10 protein-coding genes are annotated in these 12,888 nt (G+C 66.6%); 7 read left to right on the top strand and 3 right to left on the bottom strand.

Annotated features, from left to right (window positions below):
- Positions 1–38: 38 nt before the first annotated feature.
- Positions 39–1,469, bottom strand: coding sequence for a gamma-aminobutyraldehyde dehydrogenase (locus AC1DEM_RS00050; protein ID WP_476882549.1), 1,431 nt, complete (start codon positions 1,467–1,469; stop codon positions 39–41).
- Between the two features lie 146 nt (positions 1,470–1,615).
- Here AC1DEM_RS00050 and AC1DEM_RS00045 point away from each other — a divergent pair, with 146 nt between their 5' ends.
- The 5 genes from AC1DEM_RS00045 to AC1DEM_RS00025 all read left to right on the top strand — a co-directional run bounded on the left by AC1DEM_RS00045 (position 1,616) and on the right by AC1DEM_RS00025 (position 9,213).
- Positions 1,616–3,058: a PucR family transcriptional regulator gene (locus AC1DEM_RS00045; RefSeq protein WP_476882548.1), complete on the top strand. Its 1,443-nt coding sequence runs from the start codon at positions 1,616–1,618 to the stop codon at positions 3,056–3,058.
- A gap of 104 nt (positions 3,059–3,162) precedes the next feature.
- Entirely contained in the window at positions 3,163–4,497 is a 1,335-nt protein-coding gene (locus AC1DEM_RS00040) for an MFS transporter (RefSeq protein ID WP_476882547.1), read from the top strand.
- Positions 4,494–5,174: a FadR/GntR family transcriptional regulator gene (locus tag AC1DEM_RS00035; RefSeq protein ID WP_476882546.1), complete on the top strand. Its 681-nt coding sequence runs from the start codon at positions 4,494–4,496 to the stop codon at positions 5,172–5,174. The genes AC1DEM_RS00040 and AC1DEM_RS00035 overlap by 4 nt, the downstream gene beginning before the upstream one ends.
- A gap of 411 nt (positions 5,175–5,585) precedes the next feature.
- Positions 5,586–6,416: a polyphosphate kinase 2 gene (gene ppk2, locus AC1DEM_RS00030; protein WP_476882545.1), complete on the top strand. Its 831-nt coding sequence runs from the start codon at positions 5,586–5,588 to the stop codon at positions 6,414–6,416.
- Between the two features lie 28 nt (positions 6,417–6,444).
- A complete protein-coding gene (locus tag AC1DEM_RS00025; RefSeq protein ID WP_476882544.1) occupies positions 6,445–9,213 on the top strand; it encodes a cation-translocating P-type ATPase in 2,769 nt (922 codons plus the stop codon).
- Between the two features lie 77 nt (positions 9,214–9,290).
- Here the strand turns inward: AC1DEM_RS00025 and AC1DEM_RS00020 are convergent, their stop codons facing one another.
- Entirely contained in the window at positions 9,291–9,827 is a 537-nt protein-coding gene (locus tag AC1DEM_RS00020) for a hypothetical protein (protein ID WP_476882543.1), read from the bottom strand.
- A 234-nt stretch (positions 9,828–10,061) separates the two neighbouring features.
- Here AC1DEM_RS00020 and AC1DEM_RS00015 point away from each other — a divergent pair, with 234 nt between their 5' ends.
- On the top strand, positions 10,062–10,901 hold the full coding sequence (locus tag AC1DEM_RS00015; protein ID WP_476882542.1) for a DUF1206 domain-containing protein: 840 nt from the start codon (positions 10,062–10,064) through the stop codon (positions 10,899–10,901).
- A gap of 113 nt (positions 10,902–11,014) precedes the next feature.
- Positions 11,015–11,596 (top strand): hypothetical protein, encoded by a 582-nt coding sequence (locus tag AC1DEM_RS00010; protein ID WP_476882541.1) that lies wholly within the window; start codon positions 11,015–11,017, stop codon positions 11,594–11,596.
- A 30-nt stretch (positions 11,597–11,626) separates the two neighbouring features.
- Here AC1DEM_RS00010 and AC1DEM_RS00005 read toward each other — a convergent pair whose 3' ends face one another.
- Positions 11,627–12,628, bottom strand: a complete 1,002-nt coding sequence (locus AC1DEM_RS00005) for a DNA topoisomerase IB (RefSeq protein ID WP_476882540.1) — start codon at positions 12,626–12,628, stop codon at positions 11,627–11,629.
- Between the last annotated feature and the right edge of the window lie 260 nt (positions 12,629–12,888).

The raw sequence follows: 12,888 nt of genomic DNA, 5'->3' as shown, positions 1-12,888 counted from the left end.
TATGCATCCGCTTTAGGCGGCTGCGCTATGCGGCTGCGTTAGGCGTCCAACGCAGACATAACGTGCTTGATGCGGGTGTAGTCCTCGACGCCGTACATCGACAGGTCCTTGCCGTAGCCGGACTGTTTGAAGCCACCGTGCGGCATTTCGGCGGTGAGGAGAATGTGGGTGTTGATCCAGACGGCGCCGAAGTCGAGGTCGCGGCTCAGGCGCATGGCCGTGCCGTGGTTGGACGTCCAGACGCTGGAGGCCAGGGCATACTCGACGTCGTTCGCCAGCTCCACTGCCTCGTCTTCGGTGCTGAACTTCTGCACCGTGATGACCGGGCCGAACGTTTCCTTCTGGACAATGTCATCGGTCTGCTTGGCGCCGGTGACAATCGTGGGCTCGAAGAAGAAGCCCTTCTCGCCCGCGCGGTGGCCGCCGGTCTCGATCTTGCAGTTCGCCGGCAGCTGCTCCACAACGGAGGTGACCGCGTTGAAGTGGTTGACGTTGTTCAGCGGGCCGAAGTAGTTGTCTTCGTCGTTCTGCGAGCCCGTATGCAGGGTCCTGGTGTGCTCCACCATGGCGGCGACGACGTCGTCATGCACCGAATCCTGGACCAGGACCCTGGTGATGGCCGTGCAGTCCTGGCCGGCGTTGAAGAAGGCGAACTCGGCGATCGCCGCGGCGCTCTTCTTGATGTCGGCGTCGGCGAAGACGATGGCCGGGGCCTTGCCGCCGAGTTCCAGGTGGGCGCGCTTGAGTCCCTTGGCGGCGCCGGAGGCGACGGCGATGCCGGCGCGGACAGAACCGGTGATGGAGACCAGGCCCGGGACCTTGTGCTCCACCATCATGGCGCCGGTCTCGCCGGTGCCCAGGACGACGTTCAGGACGCCGGCTGGGAAGATCTCACCGGCAAGCCGGGCCAGCACCAGGGTGGATTCCGGGGTGGTGTCCGAGGGCTTGAGGACCACGGTGTTGCCGGCGGCCAGGGCGGGACCGATCTTCCATATGGCCATGAGGAACGGGTAGTTCCACGGGGCAACCTGGGCGACGACGCCGATCGGCTCGCGGCGCACGTAGGAGGTGTGGCCTTCGAAGTACTCGCCGGCGGACTTGCCTTCCATGATGCGGGCGGCACCGGCGAAGAAGCGCAGCTGGTCAGCGCCTGCGGCGACTTCCTCGGAGGCGATCAGGGACCGGACCTGGCCGGTGTTGCGGTGCTGGGCCTCCACCAGCTCGTCGCTGTTGGCCTCGACGGCATCCGCGAGCTTGAGCAGCATGAGCTGCCGCTGCCCGGGGGTGGTGTGCTTCCAGGTCTTGAACGCGTTTTTGGCTGCCGTCATGGCGGCGTCGACGTCGGCCTGCACCGAGATCGGCGCCTGCGCCACCACATCGCCGTTGGTGGGGTTCACAATGGGCAGCAACCCGGTGCCGGCGGGGGTGACAAACTCGCCGTTGATGAAGTTCTGCAAGGTTTGAACCACGGTGTACAACCTCTTTCTTACTGCCAATGACGGATGTGTGACTGGTCACGAGCCTATGCCAGCTGTGCAAGTCAGGGAATAGGCACCTGCACACCATGTCCGCCACACTTTAGTGCGCTTGACCAGCACCCGGTTATCCTAAATCCATGGCCATTTCACTCGCTGCCCTGCTGGGGGTTCCGTCCCTGAATCTCACCAAGGCCGGCCTCGCCGAAACCACCTGGCATCAGGACATCCTTTGGGTTGCGGTCACCGAACAGGAGGATCCGCAGCGCTTCCTCAACGGCGGTGAACTGATCCTGACGACGGGGATGCGGCTCAAGAGCGCCGCGGAGCAGCGCCGGTTCGTGCGTCAGGTGCAGCGGGCAGGGGCGGTGGGAATCGGGTTTGGGGTCGGGCTGACGCACGACGCCGTGCCGCCGGCCCTGATTGCCGAGGCCAACCGCTGGGGGCTGCCGGTAGTGGAAGTGCCGTACGAAACGCCATTCATCGCGATCGGAAAGCTCGTGGCCGACGCCCAGTCTGCGGACCACCTGGTCAAGCTCGAACGGCTCATCGCGGGGCACCAGATCCTGGCCCGCGCCCTGCTGACCGGCGGCGGCCTCGCCGAACTCCTGAAGCACCTGGGCTCGATGCTGCGCACCGAGATCGTCCTGACCCAGTTCACCGCCCAGCTGTACAACAGCGTGTCCGGCCACCCGCCGCCCAAGGCCGAGGGCTGGGCGTCCTATCCCATCCCCACGGGCCGCCGCGATGCCTGCACCCTGTGGGTGAAGCAACCTTTCGAGGACTCGGGCATCGTGGGCTACGCCCAAAACCTGATCAGCGTCGAGCTCAACAACATGGTCAAGCAGCGGCAGGCCCAGCGGGCGCTGGCCGGCCAGGTCCTGGACGACGTCATCCACGGGACGCTGGAGGCCTCCGAAGCCACCCGGCGCCTCGCCGGCGTCGGCATCAACAGCACCCGCAAGAACGTGGTCCTGCTCGCCGAATCGGCCGCCCACCAGAAACAGCTAGGGAGTTCTTCCCTGCCCCAGCCGCTCGAGGCGGCGGTCAGCGCCGTCGTCGGGAAGGACCTCGTGGTGGTGATGCCCGACGACGGCAGCGGCGCCAGCGCCCTCGCCCGCAGCCTCAGCGACCACCTGGCGGAGGCCGGGATCCACGCGACGATCGGCATCGGCGGGGCCTACACCAAGCCCAACGGCCTGCGCTGGAGCTACTTCGAGGCACGCGACGCGGCCAGCCACGGCCTGCCGGTCAACGAGCCCGAGCGCCTCAGCCTGACCTCGCTGCTGCTCGCCAGTGAGGACGTTCCGCTGGCGGACATGGCCAACGAATCGCTGAACCCGCTGCGGGCCTTTGACGTGGCGCACGGGGCCGAACTCATGGCCACACTGGAAAGCTATCTCGGCAACAACGGTTCGGTGGCGGCCGTCGCCGAGGAACTCACCCTGCACCGCAACACGGTCCGCTACCGGCTGGCGCAGATCACCGAACTCACCGGCTACGACCCCGCACAAACGGCGGACCGGGTGCAGCTCTGGCTCGCCCTGGCGGTGCAGCGGCTCAGCGCCCGGCACCCGCGCTGACACCCACCGCGCCGGCACCGGCATCGCCCTCCGGAACGCGTCACTTGCCGAGATATTCGCCACTAAAGGCTGACCCCCAAACATCAAACGTCTAACCTTTAGACATGGCTAGCAGCACGGCGGTTTCCGCACTTTCCCAGACAGCTCCACCCGGTGAGGCCCGCCCGCGCGGCGTGATCGTGGCCGGCGTCGTGGCCCTCGTGCTCATCGGGCTCAACCTGCGCGCCGGAATCACCGGCGCCGCCGCGCTCTTCCACGACCTGCAGGCTGTCCTGGGCTACGGACCGCTGATCGCGGCCTTGATCCCCTCGATCCCCACGCTGTGTTTCGCGGTGGCCGGAGCTGCCACGTCCTGGCTCACCCGGCAGTTGGGGCTGGAAAAAGCCATCCTGCTCTCCCTGGTGATGCTGGCGGCGGGGCTGCTGCTCCGCGGAGTTCCGTCCACCGGGATGCTGCTGGCCGGCACCGTGGCGGGGATGTCCGGGCTGGCCATCTGCAACGTGGCCATGCCCTCCTTCATCCGGGTGCACTTCGCGGACCGCACGTCCCTCATGACCGCCGTCTACACGTTGACCATGACCACAGGTGCCACCGTCACCGCCGTGCTGATCGTTCCGGTGGCGCACGCCCTTGGCTCTCCCTCGGCGGGCGTCGGTTCGATCGGCCTCCTGGCCTTGGGCGCCTGCCTCGGCTTCATTCCGATTGCGGTGCACGCCCACCGCAACGCGTCCACCGGCAAGGCCGCCCGGATTTCCCCCTGGCCCCTGCTGCGGACCCGCACCGGGGCGCTGATCACCCTAGGTTTCACCGTGCAGGCACTCCTTGCCTATGCCGTGCTCAGCTGGTTCCCCTACATGCTGGTCACGATGGGCCTCACCGCCTCCGATAGCGGGCTCATGTTCGGCCTCATGCAGCTCGTCTCCGTCCCCGCCGGCATGGTGTTGGTCGCCATCGGCTCACGACCCCGGATGCTGCGGACGGCGTTCTACCTGGCCACCGTGACCATGGCCCTCGGCGTCCTGGCCATGCTGGTCCTGCCAGCCGCCTGGGCTTCACTGACCGCGGTGCTGCTGGGCTTCGGTCTCGGTATCTTCCCGCTGGTCATGGTGATGATCAGCCGCAGCGGCCGGACCACGGCCGAGACCACCGCGCTGTCCACCGTGGCCCAGTCCGCCGGGTATCTGCTCGCGACCCTCGGGCCGTTCGGCATGGGCCTGCTGCACAGCGCCACCAACTCCTGGACGCTGCCCCTGGCCCTCCTGCTGGCAGTGGCCCTCGGCCAGATCGCGGTAGGCCACCTCCTGTCGGCGGGACCAAAGGAGCTGCGCGCCAAGGAACTGCGGGCCGCCGAGCTGCGGGGCGCCGCTGCACACTCGTCAGAAGGACCTGCGAACACTTCCGAAGGAACGGCGCACTCTGCAGAAGGAACACTGCGATGACACTCACTGCCTCGCACCGGCCGCCGCTGGCGGAGGAAATCACCGCCAAGCTGCGGTCCCTGATCCATTCGGGTGAGTGGCCCCTGCAACAGCGCATTCCGGCCGAACCTGAGTTGATGGCCGCATTCGGGGTCTCCCGCGGCACGCTGCGCGAGGCCATCAAAGCGCTCGCCCACAGCGGCATGCTCGAGGTCCGCCGCGGGGACGGCACGTACGTCCGCGCCACGAGCGAGATCGCAGGTGCCACGCAGCGGATGTATGAGGACCACTCCCAGGAACACATCCTCGAGGTCCGGGTCGGGCTGGACACCCAGGCAGCCCGGCTTGCTGCCCGTCATGCGACCGACGACGACCTCGCCGCCCTGCGCGGTTTGCTCACCGCACGCCGTGCCGCCTGGTTGGCCGGGGACTATCCTGCGTGGGCCCGCGCCGATTGGGATTTCCATGTGCGCGTGGCGCACGCGTCCGCCAACCCGCTGCTGCATGAGCTGTATGTCAGCTTCGGCAGCGTTTTCCACAATGATCTGCTCCGCCAACAGCGGCGGGGAGGCTTCAACGGCCTGCCGCTCGAGGGCCACGACGAACTCGTGGCCGCGATTGCTGCCCGGGACGAGGCTGCCGCCGTCGAGAGCGTCACCCGGAACCTGAACTCCTGCGCGGAGTGGCTCCAGGAGTAGTCCCTAGGGTTTTCCCAAGGTGGCCAGCAGATGCTCTGTCTCAGTGGCGGCCGCCACTCGCGCACCGGCTCGCGGCCAGGCTCGCGATCACGCGGATTCCCGTCATGATCGGCGTCAACGCCGACTCCAGACGGCCGGCCCCTGCGCCCAGCAGCAGGGGCCGGCTCGGCCGTGGGGCGTGGTTCCTCGGGCACGCCAATAGGGTCTTAGTGCCGTAGACCGGGCTCCGACCTCGGTCAACACTAAGAGTGGTAGGACGCTATACGAAGGTGCCCGCGACAGGGTGCCTGCACTTCAGGCCCTGTCCCCGGGGACGAAGGTGCCGGCCTCATCGAATGACAGTCTCGTCGGGTGCCAGTCTTGCCGGGTGTTGTGAATTGCCCCAGCAAGTACGCCGCCAGGAGGTCGATAGTGGGCAAGAAGAAGAAAAAGAACAAGCGCGCCGACGGACAGGACGAGCGAGCCGGGAAGAAAATGCCCCGCAAGAAGTACGAAGCGGAGATGGCCGTCCTGCAAGGTGAGCTGGTCGCCATGCAGGAGTGGGTGAAGGCCACCGGAGCCAAGGTCTGCATCGTCTTCGAGGGCCGCGACACGGCCGGCAAGGGCGGAACGATTAAGCGCATTGTCGAGCGGGTGAGCCCCCGGGTGTTCCGGGTGGTGGCGCTCCCCACGCCGACCGAGCGGGAGAAATCGCAGATGTACCTCCAGCGCTACATGTCCCACTTCCCGGCGGCCGGCGAGGTGGTGATCTTTGATCGCAGCTGGTACAACCGTGCGGGTGTGGAGCGCGTGATGAACTTCTGCACCCCGGAGGAGACCCAGCGATTCCTCAACATGACTCCGATATTTGAGAAGGCGATGGTCGACGCTGGAATCATCCTGATCAAGTACTGGCTCGAGGTCAGCGCTGACGAGCAGACCCGGCGGCTCAAGAGTCGCATGGATGATCCCCGCAAAACCTGGAAATTGTCTCCAATGGATCTCAAGTCCTACAAACGGTGGTACGACTACTCCCGGGCCAGGGACGCCATGTTCGAAGCGACCGACACCGCCTGGGCACCCTGGTACGTCGCCAACAACGACGTGAAGAAGCGCGGCCGGCTCAACATCATCAGCCACTTGCTCAGCCAGGTGCCCTACGAGCCGTACCCGGGGCTCGACGTCGAACTCCCCAAGCGGCAGAAGGCCGGCGACTACCGTGAACTCGCGCTGGCAGTCCGGCACATCCCGACACCATTCTGAGCAGCGTCCCGGCGATGAGGAGGAAGTCATGACCGACAATCCCGGAGCGGCAGCAGAGTTGGCTGCACCCGACGCGGACGCGACCTGGTACGCGCTGGCCCCCGCGGAGGTGGCGGCCGAGCTGCAGGTGGACCCGGCCACCGGGTTGAGCGCGGCAGAGGCGGAGCAGCGGCTGCAGGAGTACGGCCCGAACGCCCTGGCCGCCGCGAAGCCGGAACCGGTCTGGAAGCGGTTCTTCAAGCACTACCGGGATTACATGCAGATCGTGCTCGTGGTCGCCGCCCTGGTCAGCCTGTTGATCGGGGAGTACGGGACCGCCATCGGGCTGGCCCTGCTGACGCTGTTCAACGCGTGGCTGGGCTACCATCAGGAAGGAAAGGCCGAGGCGGCCGCCGCTTCCTTGGGGAAGATGATGAAGTCGATGGCCAAGGTGCGCCGCGACGGTGACATGGCGGAGATCCCCGCCGAGCAGCTTGTGCCGGGCGACATCGTGGTGGTCGATGCCGGTGACCGTGTCCCTGCCGACGGCAGGATCATCCTGGCGGCGACCCTCCAGATCGAGGAGGGCGCACTGACCGGCGAAAGCGTCGCTGTCGAAAAGGACACCGCAGCCATCAGCCGGCACGAGGTCGGCATCGGGGACCGCGTGAACATGGCGTTCATGAACACCAACGTGACCCGGGGCCACGGCGAAATCCTCGTGACCACCACCGGCATGGGGTCAGAGGTCGGCCACATCGCCCACATGCTGTCCGGCCAAAAAGAGGAGAAAACCCCGCTCACCAAACAGGTGGACCGGCTCACGATTTTCATCATCATCGCGGCCCTCTTCGCTTTCCTCGCGATCGTCGTGATGGGCCTGGCCCAGGGCGAAACTTTTGCGGTGCTCTTCGGGATCGGCGTGGCCCTGGCGGTCGGCTCGATCCCGGATGCGCTGCCCGCCGTCGTCACCACCATCCTGTCGGTGGGCTCGGTCAACATGGCCAAGAAGAACGCCATCATGAAGGTCCTGCCTGCGGTCGAGACGCTGGGCTCCACATCGGCCATCAATTCCGACAAGACCGGCACCCTGACCCTGAACCAGATGACGGTGCGGGAATTCGTGACAGTGCAGCACCACTACACGGTCAGCGGGGAGGGCTACAGCTTCAGCGGCCAGATCCAACGGACCGCCGGCGACGCCGAACGCGACTTGGACTACGTGATGTTCCCGTGCGCGCTGTGCAACGACTCGGACATCGAGGACGGCGAAGTGATCGGGGACCCCACGGAGGCGGCGCTGTACGTGCTCGCGCAGAAAGGCGGCGTTGACGTCCGGGAGTTCCGCAGGAACAATCCGCGGGTGGCGTCCGTACCCTTTGACTCCGACTACAAGTTCATGGCCACTTTCCACCGGATGCCCGGCGCCGACGGCAGGCCCGTGATCCGGGCCTACGTGAAAGGCGCGCCCGACGTCGTGCTCAACAGGTCTTCATCCGGGCGGATGCCGGGCGGACGCACCGAGACCCTCACCGATGAAATGCGGGGGAAAGTGCTGGCCGCGAACGAACGCATTGCCAGCCAGGGCCGGCGGGTGCTCGCCCTGGCGCAGCGCGAGTTCGACCCCGCGACCTTCCAGCCGGAGGGCGATCTGATGGCGCTGATGCAGGACCTGGAAATTTCGGCGCTGATTGGCGAGGTAGACCCGCCGCGGGCCGAGGCCGTGGCCGCCATCGCCAAGGCGAAACACGCCGGCATCCGGGTCCGGATGATCACCGGCGACCACGCCATCACCGCGGCGGCAATCGCGGACGAGCTGGGCATCCGCGGGCGCGCGGTCACCGGTGCCGAGTTCGCGGCCTTGAGCGACTCCGAGGCCGACAGCCAGGTGGACGGGATCGGGGTGATCGCCCGGGTGGCGCCGGAGCACAAGGTCCGGCTGGTCGAGGTGCTCAAACGCAAGGGCAACGTGGTCGCGATGACCGGCGACGGCGTGAACGACGCACCGGCCATCGCCGCGGCCGACATCGGGATTGCCATGGGCATCACGGGCACCGACGTCGCTAAGGGAGCGGCGAAGATGATCCTCGCCGACGACAACTTCGCCACTATCGTGACCGCGGTCGAGCAGGGCCGGCTCGTGTATGACAACCTGCAGAAGTTCATCCGCATCCAGGTGGCCAACCTGTACATGTTCATCCTGGCCTTCATCGGCTCGTCGGCGTTCGCGATCGCCGGCACGGCGCTGCTCAGCCCGGCGCAGGTGCTGTGGATCCACATGGCGATCGTGGCCCCGATTGGGGCCGTGATGGGCCTGGACCTCGCGACGCCGGGCATCATGGACCGCAAGCCGCGGCCGTTCAACCAGCCCATCATCGTCCGGTCGATGATGGTGCGCCTGTTCGTCGTCGGCCTATTCATGGCGGCCGCCACGCTGATCCTCGTGCAGATCGGCAAGGCCAGCTACGGTTCTCTGGAGGTCGGCCAGACCATGGCCATAGTTGGCCTGGGACTGATGAACATTTCGGTAGCGCTCAACCTGCGTTTCCCCGAGGAAAGCGCGTTCGGGCCTTCCACCCTGTCCAACCCGAAGCTGCTCTGGGCTTTTGCTTGGGCATTTGTCGGCTCGATGCTGATCACCCAGGTACGCGTACTGCAGGAGCTGTTCGGCACCGTTTCGCTGACCGGCGCGCAGTGGCTGATCTGCCTGGTGCCGGCCGTGGTGCTGCTGCTTCTTGGCGAACTGTTCAAGCTGATTCTGCGGGCCGTGCACGCGGGCGAAAAGGCCAAAGTCCAGGCTGCCCCGGTACCTGCCTGAGCGCGTCACATAACGTTGAGGGCCGGAACGCGACGTTCCGGCCCTCAACGTTATGTGGTGGTTCTGGAGTGCGGGTGCTAGCGGACAAGGCCCATGAGGACGTTCTTGGGGCGCTGCATTTCGCCGTGCTTTGCGCCGAGAACAATCACCCAGCCGGCGAACACGGGGATGACCCACTGGAGGATCTTCAACTGCTGCTGCGCGGAACGGAGTTCGTCGGAGGCCTGAGGCTTGGGCTCGGTGGCGCCCTTGGCACCCTCGGCGGCCAGCTTCTCCACCTTGGCTCCCTGCAGGCCGGCGTATAGGGTCACCGCCGCACCGGCCAGGGTGACGGCGGACTTGTAGACGCTCAGCCGCGTGACGCCGTCCTGCTTGGCCATCCGCCCCTTGTTCTCCCAGATGATGGCGAGTCCCGAGAGAAGATGCGCCCCTAACGCCGCTCCCTGGTACGGCGCCCACTTCTTCCAGCCGAGGCTTGACAGGCGCGCCCGTTCCGCCGGGTCCTTGGCCTCAGCCGTAGCACCGTTAAGTCCGATGGCACCCATCAGAGAACCGCCGAACCAAGCGGCTGCCGTCAGGTCGTGAATGGATCGGGCAACAAGATTACCTGCCATGTTGAACTTCCTATCGTCGGTCTTCGAATCCGAATAGCGGGGGCAGCGAGGCTGCCGGTCCGCGGCATGTCCACAAGCAGGGCCATGCATGACTCGGCTATGGTAAGCACACTTAGCAACAAGGTGATAGTCCAAGCAGTTACCGGCTGGCCCCGCGTAGAATCGGCCCAACATTAACACCGCCACGGGCAGAACACGGTTCCATCAGACCGGATGAGGATTAGCAGCATCGACATGGCAAAAGAAGACTCCGGGATCGAAGCCGCCATCGGCGACGCCGCCGACGCCGCCGAGGCGGCGTCGGACAGCATCTGGCTCGACGTCGTCGCACGTTCGGGGTTCGCCGTGATGGCACTGCTTCACATCGTGATCGGGGCCATCGCCGTCGCGCTGGCCCTAGGCGCGCCCGGCCAGGCTGAACCCTCCGGCGCCATCGAACAGCTCGCCGCCAACCCCTGGGGCCCGGCGGTGATGTGGGCGGCCTGCATCGCCTGTGCAGGGCTGGCGCTGTGGCAGCTGAGCGAAGCGACCCTCCGGGCCCGCCACCTGCCGCGCGGCGAGCAGCTGGGCAAACTCATTTCCTCCGGCTTCCTGGCCATTGCGTACGGGAGCGTCGGGCTGAGCTTCGCGGGCTTCGCGCTCGGCCAGCGCGGCGATTCGGGCGACTCGACGCGGGACTTCAGCACAGCCCTGGTCCAGTCGCCGTTCGGGGCGCCGGCTCTGGTGGGCCTCGGGCTGACCATCATCGGGATCGGCGTGTACTTCATCGTCAAGGGCTTCGGAAAGAAGTTCAAGGAGGAACTGCACCACTTCGAAGGGACCCACCGCGGCAGGCTGATCAGCGTGCTTGGAGTCACCGGACACGCGGCGAAAGGGCTGGCGCTGATCCTTACCGGGCTGCTGTTCGTCATTGCCGCGGCGACCAACAACCCCGGTTCTTCCACCGGTCTGGACGGCAGCCTCAAGGCACTCCGGGACCACCCCTTCGGCCCGTACCTGCTTCTGGCGATCGGGGCAGGGTTCATCGCCTACGGGGTGTTCGCCCTGGTCCGGGCGCGCTTCGGCCGGATGTAGCGGAACGTCGCTGTTGCGGTTCCCTTGATGGAGGCAACGCGCAGCCTTATCGTGGAGCTACTCCCGGGCGGGGCTGGTACGGCCACCGTTGGCAGGTCCCGCGGAGGTATGCCATGAGTTACATCCCGGTCAGCAGACGCACCCTCAGAAGGCACCGAGAATCCGAGCGGTCCACGCGGCGCCTCGTGTTCGGCCTGTGCCTTGCGGCCGTCGTGGCCTGGCTGTTGTCCGTCACGCTCTCCACCGCAGTCCACGTTGACACCTTTGTCCACAGCATCGCCGTCGTGCTGCACGTACTGTTCCTGGTGGTGGCCTTCGGCGCCATCATCCTGGTGGACTGGCATGGCTTCCTGTGGCTCCTCGGCCGGCGTGAATTGGCCGAAATAATCCGGCTGGACGGGGCAGCCACGCCGCTGATCTGGGGCGGGCTGGCGGGCCTGCTGGCCACCGGCGTGTTCTTGAACCCGCACCTGACCAACCCGATGACCGACATCAAGCTCGCGGCCGTCCTCGTGCTCAGCCTGAACGGGATCATGCTCATTCCGCTCATGCGGCGGCTTGCTCGGCTCCCTTCTCCTACCGCATTCGGGGACCTGTCTGCCGGCCAGCGCATGCACTTGGTGTCTTGCCTGCTGATCTCGCAACTGTGCTGGTGGACGGCGATCATCATCGGGTTCATCAACGGGCAGTTCTAACGAGGCGGGGAAACCCGCGGTGCGGACGTACTAGCCTGCGGCCTTCCGCAGCGGAACCACGTCGCCCTCCTGGTACAGCAGGGCGCGGATCTCGGACTCGGCGGAATCCGGCCGCTTCGGGTCGATCGTCTCCCCCTCCGCGAAGTGGTCCAGCAACCGCGGATCCACATAGCTTTTCCGGGCGATCGAGGGCGTGTTGCCCAGCACAGAGGCCGCGTCCTGCATGGCGCGGCTCACCGCGTTCTTGCGGGCCGCGACTTTCGGCTGCGGGCCGCTCTGCGCCAGGCTGACGGCTGCAGCCGCCGTCCCCCGCAGGGTACGGAAGTCCTTGGCGGTGAAGTCCTCCCCCGTGCGCTCCTTGACGTACTCGTTGATGTCCGCGCTGGAGACCGGATGCCAGCTGCGGCCTTCCTTGTACGCCAGCAGCCGGGCCTTGCCGCCGCGCCGCTTGAGCAGGCGCACCACGGCGGCGAGGTCGGCGTCGGCGATCCGCGACTCCCAGGTCTTGCCGCTCTTGGCAGGGAAACTGAGCCGGAGTTCGTCCTTGCGGACCTTGACGTGGGCGCAGAGCAGGGTGGCGAGGCCGTGGCTGCCGTTTTCGTTCGTGTAGCGCTCCGAGCCGACCCGCAGCGACCCGCTGTCGAGCATCCGGAAGGCGGCCGCCAGTACCCGTTCCCGGGTCAGTCCTTCGGAGCGCAGGTCCATGGTCACCAGGCGGCGTGCGGCCGGCAGGGTCTCGGCCAGCTGGAGCGAACGGTCGAACTTCAGCCGGTCCTTCCGCTCCCGCCAGCTCGGATGGTAGATGTACTGCCGCCGGCCCACCGCGTCGACTCCCGTGGCCTGGATGTGCCCGTTGTCGTACGGGGCAATCCACACGTCCGTCCAGGCCGGCGGGATCCCGATGCCCTCCAGCCGCTCCCGCACGGGTCCCGGCGGCAGGGTGGACCCGTCCAGGTCCTTATAGCTGAACCCGGTCCCGGCGGGGACCCGGCGGTATCCGCGGCCGGATGCGTTGCTGTGACGGAGCCTCATTGGCCGGTCCCGGGCGAATCGTGCTCATCCATGACGATAAGCCTACTGACTACCGCACGGGTTTCCACCCCCAACAATCAACGCGGGGTCACTTAGCGCCCATAATCCCGTGGCAAAGTCAATCAGTGGGAGCAACGCAGGGGGTTAGGCTGCGTGCAGCAGCTGGTTCAGCCGGTTGGCTGGGGTTTCCAGGTTCAGGGTGGGCCGGGGCCGGCGGTTGAGTTTCGCGGCGACCTGCCGGAGGTCCTCGGGGGTGTGAA

It is taken from the genome of Arthrobacter sp. 05T420, assembly GCF_056396305.1.
This window is presented reverse-complemented; position numbering and strand designations above follow the sequence as displayed.